General features: G+C 59.4%; 21 protein-coding genes, 2 tRNA genes and 1 pseudogene. 11 read left to right on the top strand and 13 right to left on the bottom strand.

Features of this window, described 5'->3' with window-relative positions; genetic code table 11:
• The first annotated feature begins 45 nt into the window (after window positions 1-45).
• The 4 genes from AC1D0I_RS24350 (at window position 46) to AC1D0I_RS24335 (ending at window position 1,662) form a co-directional block, all read left to right on the top strand.
• Window positions 46-339, top strand: a complete 294-nt coding sequence (locus AC1D0I_RS24350; protein ID WP_477226866.1) for a hypothetical protein — start codon at window positions 46-48, stop codon at window positions 337-339.
• A 135-nt stretch (window positions 340-474) separates the two neighbouring features.
• Window positions 475-765 (top strand): hypothetical protein, encoded by a 291-nt coding sequence (locus tag AC1D0I_RS24345; RefSeq protein WP_457152616.1) that lies wholly within the window; start codon window positions 475-477, stop codon window positions 763-765.
• A 107-nt stretch (window positions 766-872) separates the two neighbouring features.
• A tRNA-Gln gene (locus AC1D0I_RS24340) sits at window positions 873-946 on the top strand.
• A 179-nt stretch (window positions 947-1,125) separates the two neighbouring features.
• Window positions 1,126-1,662 carry a hypothetical protein gene (locus tag AC1D0I_RS24335; RefSeq protein ID WP_477398280.1) on the top strand — a complete coding sequence of 179 codons (537 nt, stop codon included), beginning with the start codon at window positions 1,126-1,128 and terminating at the stop codon, window positions 1,660-1,662.
• A gap of 56 nt (window positions 1,663-1,718) precedes the next feature.
• On the opposite strand, the gene AC1D0I_RS24330 is transcribed toward AC1D0I_RS24335, so the two are convergent.
• Window positions 1,719-2,039, bottom strand: a complete 321-nt coding sequence (locus AC1D0I_RS24330) for a hypothetical protein (RefSeq protein WP_477303607.1) — start codon at window positions 2,037-2,039, stop codon at window positions 1,719-1,721.
• Window positions 2,036-2,716, bottom strand: coding sequence for a hypothetical protein (locus AC1D0I_RS24325; protein ID WP_477398278.1), 681 nt, complete (start codon window positions 2,714-2,716; stop codon window positions 2,036-2,038). The genes AC1D0I_RS24330 and AC1D0I_RS24325 overlap by 4 nt, the downstream gene beginning before the upstream one ends.
• Before the next feature lie 92 nt (window positions 2,717-2,808).
• Between AC1D0I_RS24325 and AC1D0I_RS24320 the strand changes: the two genes are divergently transcribed.
• Window positions 2,809-2,970, top strand: coding sequence for a type II toxin-antitoxin system antitoxin (locus AC1D0I_RS24320; protein ID WP_477398276.1), 162 nt, complete (start codon window positions 2,809-2,811; stop codon window positions 2,968-2,970).
• Window positions 2,967-3,284 carry a hypothetical protein gene (locus AC1D0I_RS24315; protein ID WP_477398274.1) on the top strand — a complete coding sequence of 106 codons (318 nt, stop codon included), beginning with the start codon at window positions 2,967-2,969 and terminating at the stop codon, window positions 3,282-3,284. Before AC1D0I_RS24320 ends, AC1D0I_RS24315 begins: the two co-directional genes overlap by 4 nt.
• A gap of 6 nt (window positions 3,285-3,290) precedes the next feature.
• Here AC1D0I_RS24315 and AC1D0I_RS24310 read toward each other — a convergent pair whose 3' ends face one another.
• From AC1D0I_RS24310 to AC1D0I_RS24270, 9 genes are all read right to left on the bottom strand, one after another.
• Window positions 3,291-4,154, bottom strand: a complete 864-nt coding sequence (locus AC1D0I_RS24310; protein ID WP_477398272.1) for a hypothetical protein — start codon at window positions 4,152-4,154, stop codon at window positions 3,291-3,293.
• Window positions 4,155-4,158: 4 nt separating this feature from the next.
• Window positions 4,159-4,788, bottom strand: coding sequence for a hypothetical protein (locus tag AC1D0I_RS24305; protein WP_477398270.1), 630 nt, complete (start codon window positions 4,786-4,788; stop codon window positions 4,159-4,161).
• Complete coding sequence (locus AC1D0I_RS24300) at window positions 4,785-5,159, bottom strand: hypothetical protein (protein WP_477398268.1); 375 nt, start codon at window positions 5,157-5,159, stop codon at window positions 4,785-4,787. Before AC1D0I_RS24300 ends, AC1D0I_RS24305 begins: the two co-directional genes overlap by 4 nt.
• Window positions 5,160-5,506: 347 nt before the next feature.
• Complete coding sequence (locus AC1D0I_RS24295) at window positions 5,507-6,574, bottom strand: AAA family ATPase (protein WP_477398265.1); 1,068 nt, start codon at window positions 6,572-6,574, stop codon at window positions 5,507-5,509.
• On the bottom strand, window positions 6,574-6,825 hold the full coding sequence (locus tag AC1D0I_RS24290) for a hypothetical protein (RefSeq protein WP_477398263.1): 252 nt from the start codon (window positions 6,823-6,825) through the stop codon (window positions 6,574-6,576). The genes AC1D0I_RS24295 and AC1D0I_RS24290 overlap by 1 nt, the downstream gene beginning before the upstream one ends.
• 201 nt (window positions 6,826-7,026) lie before the next feature.
• Window positions 7,027-7,425 carry a hypothetical protein gene (locus AC1D0I_RS24285; RefSeq protein ID WP_477398262.1) on the bottom strand — a complete coding sequence of 133 codons (399 nt, stop codon included), beginning with the start codon at window positions 7,423-7,425 and terminating at the stop codon, window positions 7,027-7,029.
• Window positions 7,426-7,505: 80 nt separating this feature from the next.
• Window positions 7,506-7,697: a helix-turn-helix domain-containing protein gene (locus AC1D0I_RS24280; protein ID WP_477398260.1), complete on the bottom strand. Its 192-nt coding sequence runs from the start codon at window positions 7,695-7,697 to the stop codon at window positions 7,506-7,508.
• A gap of 144 nt (window positions 7,698-7,841) precedes the next feature.
• Window positions 7,842-8,267 (bottom strand): hypothetical protein, encoded by a 426-nt coding sequence (locus tag AC1D0I_RS24275; RefSeq protein ID WP_477398258.1) that lies wholly within the window; start codon window positions 8,265-8,267, stop codon window positions 7,842-7,844.
• Complete coding sequence (locus AC1D0I_RS24270; protein WP_477398256.1) at window positions 8,264-9,616, bottom strand: tyrosine-type recombinase/integrase; 1,353 nt, start codon at window positions 9,614-9,616, stop codon at window positions 8,264-8,266. Before AC1D0I_RS24270 ends, AC1D0I_RS24275 begins: the two co-directional genes overlap by 4 nt.
• A gap of 115 nt (window positions 9,617-9,731) precedes the next feature.
• Between AC1D0I_RS24270 and AC1D0I_RS24265 the strand changes: the two genes are divergently transcribed.
• The 3 genes from AC1D0I_RS24265 (at window position 9,732) to AC1D0I_RS24255 (ending at window position 12,710) form a co-directional block, all read left to right on the top strand.
• Window positions 9,732-9,806, top strand: a tRNA-Ser gene (locus AC1D0I_RS24265).
• Between the two features lie 589 nt (window positions 9,807-10,395).
• Window positions 10,396-11,652, top strand: coding sequence for a glycosyltransferase family 2 protein (locus AC1D0I_RS24260; RefSeq protein WP_477398254.1), 1,257 nt, complete (start codon window positions 10,396-10,398; stop codon window positions 11,650-11,652).
• Window positions 11,653-11,663: 11 nt separating this feature from the next.
• Window positions 11,664-12,710: an HlyD family secretion protein gene (locus AC1D0I_RS24255; protein ID WP_477398252.1), complete on the top strand. Its 1,047-nt coding sequence runs from the start codon at window positions 11,664-11,666 to the stop codon at window positions 12,708-12,710.
• A 599-nt stretch (window positions 12,711-13,309) separates the two neighbouring features.
• Here AC1D0I_RS24255 and AC1D0I_RS24250 read toward each other — a convergent pair.
• Window positions 13,310-13,555: a hypothetical protein gene (locus AC1D0I_RS24250; protein WP_477398250.1), complete on the bottom strand. Its 246-nt coding sequence runs from the start codon at window positions 13,553-13,555 to the stop codon at window positions 13,310-13,312.
• A gap of 412 nt (window positions 13,556-13,967) precedes the next feature.
• Between AC1D0I_RS24250 and AC1D0I_RS24245 the strand changes: the two genes are divergently transcribed.
• Complete coding sequence (locus AC1D0I_RS24245) at window positions 13,968-14,342, top strand: CHAP domain-containing protein (protein ID WP_477301739.1); 375 nt, start codon at window positions 13,968-13,970, stop codon at window positions 14,340-14,342.
• 189 nt (window positions 14,343-14,531) lie between these two features.
• Window positions 14,532-14,774: pseudogene (locus AC1D0I_RS24240) on the top strand (CbtA family protein); the annotation flags it as partial.
• A 210-nt stretch (window positions 14,775-14,984) separates the two neighbouring features.
• Here the strand turns inward: AC1D0I_RS24240 and AC1D0I_RS24235 are convergent.
• Window positions 14,985-15,812 carry a DUF4344 domain-containing metallopeptidase gene (locus AC1D0I_RS24235; RefSeq protein WP_477226863.1) on the bottom strand — a complete coding sequence of 276 codons (828 nt, stop codon included), beginning with the start codon at window positions 15,810-15,812 and terminating at the stop codon, window positions 14,985-14,987.
• Window positions 15,813-15,952 lie beyond the last annotated feature (140 nt).

Here is a 15,952-nt window from a genome sequence, read left to right as displayed (position 1 = left end):
TTCGGGTGACACGTTTGCTTGGTACGTGAAACGCTGAGGTACGCCATGCTCATCCGCCGAATTGCTTTGACGACAGCGGCCATGCTGCTTGCCGCAACCAGCCTCGCCGAGGCCCGGCCCGACACCCGCACGATGGGCTGCCAGGAGCTTCAGCAGCTGATCCAGAGCCGCCGCGCCGTGGTGCTGACCACCGGCCCCAACACCTATGACCGCTATGTCAGGCAATTCGGCATCGAATGCGACTGGCCGGAGGTGCCGACGTCGGCCTATGTCCCGACCCGTGACGGCAGCTGCCCGGTCTACCGCTGCGACCAGGCGATCGGCGATCTCCCAGATTGACGGCGACGGCTTGCCGCCAATTGCCGATCGCCAGTTACTCGATTAAAATAGGATCGCGCTGTTGCGGAACCGCTGGCGGGATGCGAGTTTTGCGTGACACGTTTGCTTGGTACGTGAACCGCTGAGGTAACCACCATGCCCATCCATCGAACTGCCCTGACGACTGTAGCGATGCTGCTTGCCGCGACCGGTCTCACCGAGGCCCGGCCCGACACCCGCACAATGAGCTGCCAACAGCTCCAACAACTGATCCAGAGCCGCCGCGCCGTGGTGCTGACCACCGGCCCCAACACCTATGACCGCTATGTCAGGCAGTTCGGCAACGAATGCGACTGGCCCGACGCTCCGACGTCGGCCTATGTCCCGACCCGTGACGGCCGCTGCCCGGTCCACAGGTGCGCCGAGCCGGTTGGCCGTCTCCCGTGACGGCGACGGCTTACCGCCAATTGCCGATCGCCAGTTACCCGATCTCAAGAGGATCGCGTTGATCCCGGCGCGCGAACCGGCTAGGGGTGTCGGCGCAGGTTGCATTTTCCCGCTTCGTCTAATGGTAGGACAGCGCCCTTTGAAGGCGTGAATCGTGGTTCGAGCCCATGAGCGGGAACCAAGAAAATCAACGACTTAGACTGGCTGCGGCGGAAAACGTCAAATATCAATCGAATAAACGCCTGCGAATTTGGGTGAACGGCAACCGTTGTTTTTCAACCGAATAATGGCTCAGACCTGAACTGGGTTGCCGTATCCTACCGGTTGGGCAATGGTTATCTCTCTGCTCGGGAGGGGAAATTGTCTGACGACGAAAAGAAGCCGCATATCCGACTGGCCGTCGAGAACGACAAGAAGACTGTCGACAAATCGTTGGCAAAGCATGAGATCGAATGGCCGCTCCGCGAGCTTGCCGCGAATATCATGCGTGTGTCCCGAGGCGCCGGAGAACCATACAGCATCATCATGCAGTGCATAGCGGTCGTAAAAGGTGCCCAGTCGTACAGTGAAAAGTGCGGCGAGTGGCCGGACAACATGGATGTCAAAGAGGCACTCGATTTTCACGATCCGCAGCTACGTGATTACACCAGGACATACGACGAGCGACGTTCTTCGATGGAAGACATTGTGGAAGGCGCCCTTCGGTTGGCGGCCGGCAGGATCGTCGGACAGAAACTACAGGAAGACCACGGCGAGAAGGACTTGCTCGCAGCCATTCGACGGCTGGAGGAATATCGAGCCGAGCAGAAAGCCAAGTGGGCAGCAGAGGCGAGAGCTGCCCGAGCAGTGCCGGCCGCAAAAACCCGAGCAAAGCTGATCCGCAAGCCAAAACTATAAGCCCGCCACCGTGAGGCAGCGGGCTTTAAACGTCGCGGAAGATTATTCCCGTCAGGCTATACCAGCATTTCCTGCGACTTGAGGTCGTCGGGCCACATGATCGTTTCGCCGTAGATATCCGGGCACGGTTCGGCGTCACCGCCTTCCTCGTCGTCGCAGTTGTCCTGCTCAAGATCATCGAGGCAGCCAAGGGACGGCTCGTCGTCGGCTGTGTCTTCCAGATCGCAATCAACCTCCATAAGATCCAGTGCCGTAATGAGCGACATGGCGCGGTCTAGGAGGTCATTCAGGCGCTTCTCGACGGACTGGCGCCAGACACGGGGATCGATCCCCCTTGGCATCCCTAGCGGCTTCAGGACGGGTGTATGGGCGTTCATGACACTCCTCCCGCCATAGCCTTGATGTCGGCCGTCAGGGTATCCAGGATTTCATATTCGTCGAACGTCCAACACTGGTGCACGCGAAGCTTGACCAGCATCCCGGCCAGCGTTTGTGCGCGCTTGTCGAGAAGAGACTCGGCGATGTCCCCGGCGGTGCTCATCAGCCTGTCTCGCTCTTCCTCGGCTTCCCGCAAGCCGCTTTTGCGAATGATCTCCTCGCATTCGGCCTGCCATGCCTCCAAGCGCTGGCGGGACTCCCTATCGTTCTCCCTCCAGGCGACGGCGGCGGGATGGGCCAACCACGAATCATCGGTACCGTTGGGGTCGATACCTCTTGCCATCTCCCAAAACGTGGCCTTGATCTCATGAGTTCCCGGAAGCTTCGCGGGCTTCGGCGGTTTGAGGCGGAATACCCGTTCCTCGATTTCTCCAACTTTGTCGGCGACATCCTCATAGATCGCGTATGCAGCGTTGAACTTGGTTTCGATCTGGAACAGTTCGGCGTCGACGTCGGCGGCAGCATCGGCTTGTGGCGCGACGACAAGCGCGGCGGCGGCAGTGCTTCCTACGGTCAAGGCACCAAGGAAGGCGCGGCGGGAAAATCTCCCCAGGATGGGCATTACCTCGGTGGCGGGCATAGCTTCGCCGGCCGCCGGAAACGTGAGTTTCGGCATGATGGGGATATCTCCCTTGGTTGGTTGCTTACGCTCTCACATTCTCATACAATGCCACAATTGGTCAACTACATTGTGAGAGATTCGCACACATGGTCCGAGAAGCGCCGATTTCATTCCGCATAGAACAGGCGCTGAAAAATGCCCTGGAGCAGGCGGCAAAGGACGACATGCGTTCCGTGTCGTCGATGGTCGAGAAGATCCTGACCACGTACCTGCGTGACAAAGGCTATCTGAAGGGGACCGCCGAGTGACGACAGACGACGACAAGGCGCGGCTGAGAGAGTCGGTCCTAGAAGCGGCGAAGCAGGGCATTCGCAGCAAGCGCCCGTCGCGGAAAAATCCGCACTACGAGTCAGACCCACAGTTTCGCTTGATGCTCGATGTTGTTGGGCCGTGCCGCGCCACGATGGAGCGCCTTCGCCGAGATGCTGTTCAGCCGGACGATATCCTCAAAGGCTGTCTCGACGAGCAGATGCGAAGCCGCAACCTCGACCACATCCGAGACTTCCGTGATTTCCTATCAACGACGACTGAACCGGCTGCTTCGTTGGCCATGGTGATTTGACTCCTCTTAGGCCGCAGCGACGGGTCGAACGCCGGGGTGATCGGAGAGATACTGATTGTAGTCGCTGTAATATTTGCCACGGGCGATCTCGTCGGCCGTGGCCTCCCGCAGGCTCGTATTACCGGGAGTGATGACGTAAACGGTCTCGCGACTGTCCTTGCCATCAATGCCACCGACAAAATCACCATTCGGCAGTCGCGTGCCACTCTGCTTCGAGTTCCTCAGCCACGGGATGTCGTTGCCCATCTTGCGCATCGCCTCGAATTGGCGATCCGTAACGCCGGTGATCTGCTTGATCTCGTTGCCGGCGACGAGCATTGCGGCCTGTGCGGCTTCTGCGGCTTCCTCGGCAGCGCGAATTTCGGCCACTCTGTCGCCGAACCGACGATCGACGGCCAAGTCACGCACTTGCGTGAACTGATCATCTGAAAGGCCGCTGAGAGCCGAAGGCGCCGAAAGGACAGCGTCGGCAATCCTCTCGTCCTTGCTGCCCGTCAAGAACGCCATGCGGTCATTCGGTTTCATACCCTTCACCATCTGCCGGATCTCCTGCCGCTCCAGCGCAGCGGCAATGTTGCTCGGGTCAGGTGCCGGGATCGAAATCGCCGACCGCGCCCGCTTTGCAGCGGCCAACGCATCAGCGATCGGGCGGAATGCGGCCTGGAGCGCGGGAAGGTAGCTTTTCGACGCCTCATCTTTCAGGACGTTGCTGCGGCCGACCGGCGTAAAGCCAATATCGGATTTCACCGCCGTTTCGCGAGCACGGAAGCGATCAGCCACATCGAGGCAGGCAAGAGCAGCCTGTCGCAGCGCAGCGCTCGACGGATGATCAGGAATGCGGGAAAGGAGTTGCTGGGTGCGGATGTTCATTGGATTACCTTTCAGGCCGCAGCGGCCAACACATTGCGGATGATGTCGTTGCCGCGCTCGCGGACTGCGTCCTGCCAGTTGATGCCTCCGTCGGGCGCAAAGAGCTGATGACGGAGCGCCCATCGGCCAGCACCGCTGCATAGGTGTAACCACGCGTCGAGCGGAAGGATGCCGTTCCCACTTCGATGGTGACTGAATTTGTCAGGTCGAACGAGTCCGCAGTCTCCCGGTCAATGAGCAAGGCCAGGCTGGGAATGCCGGTCAGCATCGCCTTGACGTAGCGGACGATGACACGCGCTTGTCGACGGTCGGCGGCGATCACCAGGACAGTGGCCCGCTCGCCTGGCGCAAGGTATTGGCGATAGTCGAAGAAACAGGCTAGGAAGACCGCCACAAGGGCCATGACGAACGACTTGCCACCACGGCGGCCGACGATCAGCCAAGCCTCGCTATTGGCCTCTGTAGGCGCCTCTGTGCGTCCTGTGTGGTGCCGAAAGGCCGCCAGTTGGTCATCGGTCATCGGCAGGCCAAAGAACGCGGCCAGGAATGCGAACCACGATGCGTAGTTGTCCCGGTTCTTAAACCAGGGCGCAAAGAGCAACGGGCTTTCACAGGCCTGGAGGATGTTCATCATGCGGCGTGGCCCGCAATGATGTCGCGAAGGGTGGGCGTTACGTCCTTTGCGCGGCGTTCCAGGCCGATGTCGGCAAGCAGGCGGCGTTGCGCGTTCGTAAGGGCCATGAACTCGCCGAGGTCGACGGGATCACCCGACAGGTACGTTGCGCCTGCATCCTTGATCATGGCGCCGAGCAGTGCCGCACCATCCACGATCTCGCGTTGCATTGCCGACAGTCGATCGATGCCGCCTAAGTCCTTGGCGATCTGGTCGCGAAGCTCGAATGTGGCCTGTGCCGCCCTGGTCCGGCGGTCGAGATCGTCCAGTGTCCGCAGTCGAACCTTACCACCGCCCTTTGCAGGGGTAGCGGCCTGGCTTTCGGCTTCCATCTGGTCGGTATCTGCTAGCAATTTGAAGGCCTTTATTCGATGAATATGCGATATATAACACACGCCATCATCTAAGTCATTGATTTTACTTATTCACTAGCGTTCGCTGATGTCCATGTTTACGCCTTCTGTAGGCGACTACCATGTCTCAAGGTCGGTTGGCCTTATCAGCGGAGAAAAAGACTGCGCGCCCGCGCTTTCGTCGGTGCCCCAGCACAAATCGCGATTCTGCGATCCAAGGGGCCGGACACCGGACACTGTTATAGACAGTTGTCCGTGTCTGTCCGTCCTGCACCTCACCCGGACATTTCACGACAAGTCCGGTTTTGTCCGGTTCTGTCCGGCTTTCAATCATCGAAGCAACGCCACACGTAACCGTCATAGATGCGGATCACGCCCCTATCGATAAGGTTGTCGCGGCTGCGATTGAACGCCTTGAGACGACTGTCGGCCTTGTCACTGCCTGAGACGCCATGTCGGTCGCAACATTCCCGCCATTGGTCGACAAGCACGACGTTGCACGGCGGCCAGTCGGGACCGGTCTTTCGCGTGCCGTGCTCTTGCAATGCCTCGTCGAGCGCCTGCATTGCGATGCGCTGGCGAACCGTCAGGTTTCTGCCCTTGGACGACTTAACAGCGGCGTCGAGCACCGGAACAAGGCTATCGCCCGCTTGAGCCATCCTGAAGCCCCATGAGCCGGTGCTGTCGGCATCCTTGTGGCGTTCCACCGTCAATGTCCCGGTGAGCGCGTCCTTGTCACCCTCCATGCGTAGGCGGCTGTCGAAGCTGCCCCAGAAGTGCGTGTGCATCCTGGCCCGCGTGTCGTCCTGCCAGCCTGTGTGCGCCACGGTGAGGATGGAAGCGCCGGTTTCCCGGAGAATGCGCTGGATGCCGTGCACCCATGCCCTCGCTGTCTTGTCCTCAATCTCCGAACCCTTCATGGAGCCGCCGAAGATGTCGAGCACGACAAGGGCGAAAGATCCTCGAATGTTCATGGCAGCAATGAGCGCTGTCACGTCGTCGGCAGCGTCGAGGCAGATTTCCTGCGGGTAGAGAAAGGCCCTACGGTCTTCCTCGGAAACGGCGTGATGCTCATACCAYGCCGGAATGCGAAGCCTGCCGACACCGTTGGCGCCTTCAGTGGCGACAAACAGGACGCCACCACCACTTACGGCATTGCCGTGCCAGTCGCGGCCGGCGTCTACCGATAGCCCGATGTCGATCGCCAAGAACGACTTGAACGAGTTCGACTTGCCGAACATCAACGCCGTGCTGCGCTTCTGGATAACCCCCTCGACCAGCCATTCCGGCTCCGGCATAGCTTCCATTTCGGCATAGCTGAGCAGATGCAGGCGCGGCTTCGGCGGCGGCCTGTCATAGTCGACGCCACGGTACGGATCGTCCGAGCGGTCCATCAATAGCCCCTCCTCGCGGCGCGCCGGTATTCCTGCGCGGCCTCGCTGATATGTAAGGGCACGGCCGGCGGCGATATCGGCCTTTCCCTGCCTGACCACTCGGCAAGCAGGGTTGCAGCGCCGTCCTGCAAGCCATCCAGCAGCAGACAGTGGTAGCCGTGGTCATCGAGACGAAACTGCGCGTCGATCAGGCAGTTGCGAGCCACGCGGACAGCCGCGACCACTGGTCCCGGCACGGGTTCATTCGTCATGCTCGTGATCATGCCGGCGCCCGCCCGTAGACGAGCTCGGCTGCGACGATCGCCAGGGGCCAAGATATACGGAACAGCGCCTGCAATCGTTTGGCTTGAAAATCAACCAGATTACGGTTAAGTTCCGAGTTGTCGATTGTGCTGCCCTGCCATTTGATATTTAGAGCGACCCCGGCGTTAGCAGCGCTGGGGTTTCGCTTTTCAGGAGGCCACATAGGCGCCTCCAATCGTTTCCGCTGCGAATCGCGCAAGCAGGGCAGCTTCAGCGCGCCCGTGGTCTTTCTTTCGGCCGAAATGGATGCTCGACGGCCAATAGCGAAGGGCCAGCGCTCGCGCCTTCTCCTTATCGCTATCGAGCCGGAAATGCTTTTTCCAACGGCCAGGTGTAACAAGGTGCATCGGAACATTGAGCGCCTGCACCACGCCCCGGACGATGCCGTAAGCGACGCCGAATTTGAACGTCGATGAGACGCCCTGTTTTGGCATCGGCCCGACGTGCTCGATGACCGCGACGGTCGGAGCCATTTGCGCGATGCGCTGCGCCAAAGTCGTCGCGTCGATCTCGCCGCCGGCAACCGGAACATCCTCGGCGCCGATCAAGTCCGGTCGAGCAGGGAAATAGAAGGCAATTGCGCCGGTCGCTCCGGGATCAATGCCAAGGATGCAAATCTCAGGCGCCATTATGCCGCCTCCCGCGTGGTCGGGAGGGACTTGAGATAGGCCTGTAGCTCCTCGGCCAAAATAATGGTGCGCCGGCCGTCTTTCCGTGCCGTCAGTTTGCCGAGCTTGATGGCCTCAAAGATCTTCGTACGCCCGATGCTGGAGAGATCAGCAGCATCCTCGACAGTCAGTCCGAATTTGTTAGTTTCCAAGGTCTTGCTCCATGAACGGCGGACAGTCCGCGTTAATTCATGGGCGTATTTTGGCTACACGTTGGGCCGATACTCATCGGCGTGAAAGTGGCCTCTTAAAAATGATTTCTGCAAGGTGATCGCAAATAACAGTCCACTTTATTGTCAGGCCTTGGCCCGCCGGGATCGCCCCATGTAATTGATGAGGGTTTCAACGTCGTCGAATGGAATCCGCCCCTTGTCTGCCAGCTCTTGCACAGCCTCAGCCACTCCAATTTTTCGGCCTTCAGCAGCCGAGTCCTGTACGTATTGCCGAACCATCCAAGTCCGAGATCTGCGTTCCTGTTTTTCCTCGGCAGTCAATCCAGGCCGCGCATGCGGTCGGTCCAATTCTCCGCTGAGAAGCTCGGCCAGATATTGACGCTCACCGATGCCAATCTCCCGATCCGGGGACAATAAGATTGCGATAAGGTCGGATGTTGCCTCAATCCTGGCGCCCCGCGATTTCTTGCTTTTGAGGATACCGGCCGCCCTGCGGCAGGCATAAACGAAATCCATATCCACGGCGTACAGGGTGATTGCCTCGTTCATGTGCGGGCTCCCATATGGACGACGTTGCTACCTTCCTGCGGGACCAGCGGAACGATCGCCGCCCGTGCCATCTCTTCCAGACCAGACGTGATCCACTTCGAATAATGCCGCTCAATCATGGCCGTGCTGGTGTCGTGGAGCGCTGCCACCAGCCTTATCGGAAGATTGGCTTTGATGCCCTTGACGATGCTTGAATGCCGCAGAGCATAGGGGATCATGTCAGGCAGTTCGGCGCGTTCCTTGATCGCCTGCCAAGGTCGGACCATTTCTGCTGACTGCCATGGGCCGCGACCAGCGCGCTGCCACTGAATGCCCTTCACGTGTTCGTAGCGCTGGCGCTCCAGCAAGATAGCGTCGGGCGCGCGACCCGTGACAACAGGTAAAAGGGCATCGATGACGTCTCGACCCACCGGCACGGTGATGGAACCGGATTTTGCCCGGCGACCCTTCCGACTGACCGGGACCATGATCCTGCCGGCGGCAATCTGACAGTCACTCACCCGAATTCGCGCCACCTGTGAGAAGCGGGCGCCCGTGGCCGCAAGCACAAGCACTATCCTGAACAGATCACCGTCCATGCCGAGTTCTGCGTCAACCGCACGGGAGGCGCGAAGCACTCGGGCGATGTCGGCATCCGATAGGATTTGGTTGTCACGAGCGACGGGCTCGGCCTCGTCGGTATGCTCGGGCGCCCGCAAGCCGTGCTTTATGATCGCCGGCACGGAAGGTAGGAGCTTGGCCCTGTTGGCATTGTAGGCTGAATTTAGAGCTGCTTTCAGGTCGTTGATAAGCCGCTGGCGCGTGGTGGCCTTCATGGTGGATGGCAGGCTTGCCCGCCATGCTTGCAAATCATTCTCAGTGATCATGTAGAGCGTAACGCCAGCCAAAGGCGTTGCCGGGATTGCCTGTTCCTTGCCCCGCGCTGGCTGTCCTAGGACGTGCCGGCCGAGCCGCCTGGCTGCGTCGGAACGGATCGCCCGCCCTGCCCTCTTGGCGTCCCTGTCGTTTCTCGATGCGATATAGTCCGCAACAGCCTTTGCAATGGTTAGTGCGGGCCCTTCGGCCTCGGAAGCGGCAAGCAGGCGTTCCCGCTCAACCAGCCCGCGAGCGGCTTTTTCTGCCGCCTGGAAAGTGAGGTTTCCAGCCTTGATAGTGTCGTCGGCATTTCCGATGGGCGCCTGTTTGTAGCCGGTCCCATTTCGCCAACGAACCAGCCAGACACCGCCCCTTTTCCCCTTGCGGTAGCCAAGGTGAACATCACGGTCCAAGCCTCGCCAATGCAAGCCGGCGGGCAAGTCCTTGCGGGCGCTGGGCGTTGTAATCTTCGCTTCAACTAGGGTTTTGGCCACTGTGTCAGCCTCCAAAGTCGTCTAATATGCGTCAAATATATACCCGCGTGCCTAGACGAACAATAGCGAACGGCAAAAGCCAAACACCTTTATTTTCTGGTACTTATATGAACCGCCCTGAATGGTTGGACTGAGGTGTAAGCGCCCTTTGAAGGCGTGAATCGTGGTTCGAGCCCATGAGCGGGAACCAAGATTGAGTTGGGACGTCGTTTTGCGTCACCTTTTCGCGAGCTTTCGGTAGTCCGGCCTTGGCGGCCTTGATGGGCTGAGTAAGTTCGGCCAACAGCGGATTCATCCCTTCCTGGGGTAGGAGCATCTTCTGCTTGGTCTGGCATCTGGATTAGGCCCTATCCACCAGTCGCTCCTTGGTGCGTGGACGGGCTGCCCTTTCACGGCGGTAACAGGGGTTCGATTCCCGTTGGGCGTACCAGACTTTCAATAACTTGAGGTCAATCCGCAATCTGCGGTCCCGATAAGAGACCCGAAAAGCAACCGCAGAATCCATTTTCTGAATGTTACGCAAACGACGGTCTTCGGATCGGTTCCTCTCGTTTTGCGCTAAACGCTGACGTGGCGCGTCCTTGCGGCCACCACGTGCGTAAGCGCCAGCGCCTCCAGCCAGCAAGGGCAACGCCGACAATGTAGCCCGGCAGCAGCCGGCGACTGGAAGGGTGCGCTTCGTGGTCCATTAAGCAAGCCCGATGAATCTAAGCGCCGATAGTCGTGGTTTCAGCGCTTTCGTGCTTAGCTACCAAGTTACATTTCGGGAGATGGCCAGCATGCTCGCGATGGTGCAAACGCTGTCCGAAACCAATCTGTTCTTGCTTGCCTTTTCGGCGTTGATCTTCGACATACCGCGCTACACCTTGTCGCTGGTGTCATTGGTTCTGTTCGAAACATGGCGGAAGTCGCAGTACGGCCCAGTGCGTTCCGACCATCCTTCGGTGAGCGTGATAGTGCCGACGTTCAACGGCGGGGCTGGACTGCATCCGACAATCGCCTCGTTGCATCGCCAGACCCAACGGCCGGTCCAAATCATCATCGTCGACGACGGTTCGACAGACGATACGCGCGCGACCGCGGAGCAGGCGCGCGCTCTCGGCCTTGTCGACATGGTGATTTGCCATGGTACTCGCTGCGGACGAAGCGCGGCAATCAACGCCGCGGCCAGGTTCGCAAGCGCCGACCTACTCATGACCGTTGATGCGGACACGATATTCGAATCCACCGCGGTCGAGCGGCTCGCCTCGGTGTTCAGCGATCCGCGGGTGGGTGGCGCGAGCTGCAACATTGGGATTGTCAACGAGAGCGAATCGCTTTGGACCGGCCTTCAAAGCATCGAGTACCTGATGTCGATTAGCGCTGGGCGGTCCGTGCTCGACATCGTCGGCGCCATCGCGTGCCTTTCGGGCGCCTGCTCGACCTATCGGCGCGAGGTATTCCTGCGGCAGGGCGGGCTCGACGTCGGACCTGGTGAGGATCTGGAGTTCACGCTGCGGCTGCGACGACTGGGTTATGTGGTTCGCTTCGTCCCCAACGCCTGGGCCGGAACGCTCGGTCCGGTCAGTGGCGTCAGCCTGTTGCGCCAACGCGCCCGATGGGATCGTGATGCGCTGCGTGTCCGTCTGATGATGTATGGCGAGCTAGGCTTGTTCCAAGGCCGCGAGCGCCTGAGGGACTCGTTGCAACGGCTGGACTTCATCATATTCGACCTCGTCCCGACCCTGAGCCTTCCGTTCTATCTGGCCTATGTGGTGCTGCTGTTCGGCAGCCAAGCGTTTACGTTCCTCGTCGCAATCTATGTCCTGCTGCTCTGGTTATCATTTTTCAACATGGCGCTCGCCTTGGTCATGTTTAACCGATCGGCCAGTTTTTTTGGGTTGGGCTTGGCGCTGATCTTTCCATTCTACCAAGGTGTCTACCTGAAATGCGCCCGCTTCTTCTCCTACTCGTCGGAGATCATCTTTGCCACATCGCGGCATGACGACTTTGTTCCACCGCGCGTCCGTCGTGCGCTGTTCGGAGGCCCCGTTTGAAGGAGGGTGTCATGAACATAACGGTCAACCGCCTCGATCCCAATGTGCCTGACCCAATCGAGAGCCGCCGGCGCGCGGCCGGGCGCCTTGTGCGGTTCGCATATGGCGCTACCGTATTTGGCGTCCTTGCGTTCTTCGTCATCTATTTCGGCGCGCCCTTAGTGTTGCTGAGCGGCCCCGGCACCGTAACAGCTCCCCGCTATGTGGTCTCGCTGCCCCATATCGTACAGATCAAGACCATGAACGTGGTGCCCGGCGCTACGGTCAAGGCCGGTCAAGTGATAGGTACGGTCAACTCGCCACAGGTCGACAGCGTCATCGCAACCTACATGAACGCTCTGGCGGACATCGCGGTTCGCCGGGCCGAGCTACGGGTCAAACTCCGGGTGGCACAGGAATCGCTGGCGTCCTCGCGCTCCTATCTACGACTCACCGAGGAAACCATCGCACACATCGAGGAGATGTCGTCCGCCAGCCTCAGTTATCGCGTCGACATGTACCGCGAGCGAGCGCAGGCCCTCAGGACCGTGGTTTCGCAAGAAGCGGAAATCGCCGAGGCCACTGTTCAGCTTACCGACCTAGACAAATTCAATCAGAAGATTCGCGGTCACATGGATGCCATCGAGGGCAGTTTCGCAGGCGGCGAAGTCCTGGCGCCGGTTGCGGGGGTGGTATCAACCAATGTCGCGTATGCCGGCCAGTCCCTGGTGGCGGGCGCGCCGATCGCCGAGATCCTCGATCCGACGGACATCTTCGTCGACTGGTACGTTCCCAACGAGCGTCTGGCCAATCCCACGATAGACGATCAGGTCCAGGTGTTGTTCGGCAACCGTCGAATTCCTGGGACGATAATCGACATTCTGCCGGTCTCGGATATTTACGCTGGCCGGCAGCCGCAGTTCGGCGGCGACCGACAGGCTACCCAGATTGCGCGAGTCCGCTTCAACAACGGCGTGACCCCGCCGCCGCTCAGCTCAACGGTTTACGTTCACATGTATTACACCCACTTCACCGCCCGAATCGCTAAGTGGTTGATCCAGCTGCTGCGACTCGACTGAACGGCAACACCTGATGCAAATTGAAGCTGACCAGTCGCAGTGCCCCGCTTGTGGCGGCGCCCTCAAGCTGTTCCCGGTGTTCCATCATATGATGTGCGCGTATGTTGGCCCGGAATACGATTTTGTGCCATCAGCCGGTGGCTACGGCTGCCCAAAATGCCGACGCCTCATCCTATCGGGCGATTATGCCTGCGAGATTGTCGGAACAAGCGCGCTATGCAGCCGGTGCCACAAAGAGATGGTCGTGTCTTCGGCGGGCAAGGCTCCGCTGTGACGCATGAGGCCCCTCCGAATCTGCAAGAGCCTTAAGTATCGCATCCGCATAGGCATACCCTCGCCGAACATCGGGGGACTGGGGAAGCCCAGGCTGACGCGATAGCGGTGGATCATCGGTCCTGTTGTGAAAGCCATTGTGATCGACCTGTTGGTGGTCCTCGGTTGACGGCAAGGCCCTAACCTACGCGGTCACACCATGCGAGAACGGACCGTCTTACCCTACCTGAAGGCGGGGCGGACTTTCGAGCCCGTCTCTGGCCGGCGCCTGTTACCCCAAAGCCCCCCGCCCAATAGGCGTCGGCCAACTTCCATCAGAGATGATCCTAGCTGCTCTCGAAAGTCGGTTTCCAGTCGCGGTTCCGTGCCTGCTGCTGGCCGGCGTAGTCGGGAATGCACGTGAAGAACACCGGGCTGCGGCCGCGACCCTCTGCCTTGCAATCCGAGCAGCCAAAGCGCCCGACCAGATCCCAATGCATTGACCCATGATCAGGCCCGAGCCTGTCGATCAGCAACTGGATATCGAGCTTTGTCGACTTGCAGCACATCGGGTGACCGCAATTGACGTACATCGTTTCGCGAGCGGCCAGAGTGTCGGCGAGCGACGCACCGCTAGCGGAAAAGGCCCGCCACCGGATAACGATGGCGGGAGCTTGTGTGGCTGCTCGGGGAGTGACTGCCGAGCAGAATCAGAACTTCCACTTTCTGCAACGGATTCCAGCCTCGCGCACAAAAAAGCCCGCCACCACGAGGCAGCGGGCCAGGGTCTTATGGAGTGCTGGGATCAACCAGCATCGGATCAACGAGCGGCGGTGGGGTTGGTTGCGAACTACAAACGAGGGATGACGCTCAGCAAACGAGGGATGACGCTCAGCGCGGCGGCGATAAGCGAAGGCCGCCGCCCTGCGCGGTGTCCGATTTTCAAGGGGCCGGTATTGGGGTAAATTGCCCTAGGCTCATGCCGCTCACGTCGGGAGCATTATTATGCCTTGGGATAAAAATAGGGCTATTTCCTTTGCGCGAGGACATGCTGGTGCTGGCGGAAGTCATGGCAAAGGTCATTGTGCAAGATCTGTAAGGGAGGCAATTGAAAGCGGCGGCATAACGTTGGTTCCAACTGGTGACGCGAAAGATTACGGACGGAATCTAACAAACGCTGGATTTGTTGAGACAAATACAACCATGCCAATTGCTGGAGACGTTGTAGTTATACAGGGAATAGATGGGCATCTTTCCGGACACATGGCTATCTATGACGGTAGAATATGGGTTTCCGATTTCATACAAAATGAAAGCCTTTACCCAAATCGGGCTTATCGCCAAATAAAGCCTAAATATAAAATCTACCGTCACCCCTGAGAGCACGCCGATGGCGTGGTTTGAAGTGCCGCGAATGAGAGGCCTCAGTCTTCAGCCGCGGGCCTGAACTTCCGGACGATCATCTCGAACAGGATGTCCGAAATCCACATGGCTGAAACGCCAATGAGAAATGCCGCTGCCTAGACCGCCAAAGCACTCCGCGCGGCCTAGCGCCTATGGAAGCAGCTCGGAGCGTGGAACGCCTCGATCATAGCCGGTATCGCTTTCCTGATCGTGTTTGCGCTGGTCAAGGTGGCGCTGCCCGACATCAACGAGGTGCCGGAGAAGTTCTCGGCCGTGCTGTTGTGGCAGTTCCGCGTCGCGTCGATGGGGATCCAGCTCATCCTGTGGACGGTGATCGGGCTCTTGTTCGGCGTCGTGGCTGAGCGGAAACTCGCGGCCGCCAGCCAAGCCCGCCTCGCGCGCGCTTGAAATCCCATGCGGTGGCCGCCAAGGTTTCGTGCCCTGGCGGCCATTTTCTTTTTGGCCGTTTAGCCTTGGCTTTTGCCTATCGCAACCGCTGAGGCGCATAGCGAGTTTAGCGATTCGCAACCGGCAAGTCGGGGCACACGGATCTTCGAATCGTGCGCGGCCGGCTTATCTATGAGGCGTTCGGGCCGCATGACCGGCACGACACCGCCACTATCCACTCGGCCGTAGCCAACCCTTGTCGAACACCTTTTTAGCACGATGACGGTCGACATGTGGCTCGATCAGCTTCTTGTACGCATAACTGACCTGTTGGTATTCGTCTGCGCAATCCTCGGCTCGTTCCTTCGGCAAGTATCCCTTATCGACGATGTAGCCGAACTGCTCCTTGTCGGCACCATAGGCTAAGCACAACTCGTTGTAGAAGCGTTGCGCTGGCGTGCCATGTACGTCCGCAAATTTCGCCATTTGAGGTGGAGCTGTCGCGGCCTCCGCCTCGGTCTTATACGCGTAGGCGGTGCCCCCGACGATCCTGCGTGCCTCGTCCTTATGGAGTTCCAGCGTGATGTAGGCAGACACCTGATCAGCGGCGTCTTCCTCGCGTCCAAACACCGGCACCCGCAGCATCTCGAATAGGGCGTGGCCAAATTCATGGAAACAGGTATCCAACAAGGGACCCGTGACGGCGTCGTCCGGCGTGACGCCGGCCAACGTGGTGTTTGCGGGCATGGTTTTCCGGAGTTGCTCAATGTACTCGTAGCAAATCGTTATCACGTTGTCTTCATACCAGGCATTGGCGTCACCGTCGCATCCCTCCACCTTTACCAGCAAAGGGCGCGGCAGTCGGAACGGACTGAGAAATTGCTGCAACCTCTCCAGAAACCTGACTTCCTTCAGTTGTTCGTAGATCGGCTGATGCGCTGAATTCTTGGGAAGCACATAGCTCACGGTCACCCGGTTGGCTTGAGCGGCAAGTGCTGTCGTCAAGGTGTCCGGCGCGACTACCGCCCAGGTGATAAGCAACAGCAAGATCACTCTCATCACGTTCTCCTCTATGCCATCGCGGCATTGTCTGACGTCTGCGCAGTGGCAGCCCTGCCCTTGTGTCTGGACAACCTCTGCCGTGCCTGCCTGATGCAGTCGCGGCCGACAAATGCTGTCGTTTTCTCACACCCACGCAC

This window comes from Mesorhizobium sp. P2_D1, from assembly GCF_056404455.1.
This window is presented reverse-complemented; position numbering and strand designations above follow the sequence as displayed.

Bases quoted from the DNA above. Each gene is read 5' to 3' on its own strand.
- AC1D0I_RS24235 (WP_477226863.1), bottom strand. From the start codon at position 15,812: ATGAGAGTGATCTTGCTGTTGCTTATCACCTGGGCGGTAGTCGCGCCG.
- AC1D0I_RS24350 (WP_477226866.1), top strand. From the start codon at position 46: ATGCTCATCCGCCGAATTGCTTTGACGACAGCGGCCATGCTGCTTGCC.
- AC1D0I_RS24310 (WP_477398272.1), bottom strand. From the start codon at position 4,154: ATGAACATCCGCACCCAGCAACTCCTTTCCCGCATTCCTGATCATCCG.
- AC1D0I_RS24300 (WP_477398268.1), bottom strand. From the start codon at position 5,159: ATGGAAGCCGAAAGCCAGGCCGCTACCCCTGCAAAGGGCGGTGGTAAG.
- AC1D0I_RS24275 (WP_477398258.1), bottom strand. From the start codon at position 8,267: ATGAACGAGGCAATCACCCTGTACGCCGTGGATATGGATTTCGTTTAT.
- AC1D0I_RS24325 (WP_477398278.1), bottom strand. From the start codon at position 2,716: ATGCCGAAACTCACGTTTCCGGCGGCCGGCGAAGCTATGCCCGCCACC.
- AC1D0I_RS24320 (WP_477398276.1), top strand. From the start codon at position 2,809: ATGGTCCGAGAAGCGCCGATTTCATTCCGCATAGAACAGGCGCTGAAA.
- AC1D0I_RS24330 (WP_477303607.1), bottom strand. From the start codon at position 2,039: ATGAACGCCCATACACCCGTCCTGAAGCCGCTAGGGATGCCAAGGGGG.
- AC1D0I_RS24245 (WP_477301739.1), top strand. From the start codon at position 13,968: ATGCCTTGGGATAAAAATAGGGCTATTTCCTTTGCGCGAGGACATGCT.
- AC1D0I_RS24345 (WP_457152616.1), top strand. From the start codon at position 475: ATGCCCATCCATCGAACTGCCCTGACGACTGTAGCGATGCTGCTTGCC.
- AC1D0I_RS24250 (WP_477398250.1), bottom strand. From the start codon at position 13,555: ATGTACGTCAATTGCGGTCACCCGATGTGCTGCAAGTCGACAAAGCTC.
- AC1D0I_RS24255 (WP_477398252.1), top strand. From the start codon at position 11,664: ATGAACATAACGGTCAACCGCCTCGATCCCAATGTGCCTGACCCAATC.
- AC1D0I_RS24290 (WP_477398263.1), bottom strand. From the start codon at position 6,825: ATGACGAATGAACCCGTGCCGGGACCAGTGGTCGCGGCTGTCCGCGTG.
- AC1D0I_RS24260 (WP_477398254.1), top strand. From the start codon at position 10,396: ATGCTCGCGATGGTGCAAACGCTGTCCGAAACCAATCTGTTCTTGCTT.
- AC1D0I_RS24305 (WP_477398270.1), bottom strand. From the start codon at position 4,788: ATGATGAACATCCTCCAGGCCTGTGAAAGCCCGTTGCTCTTTGCGCCC.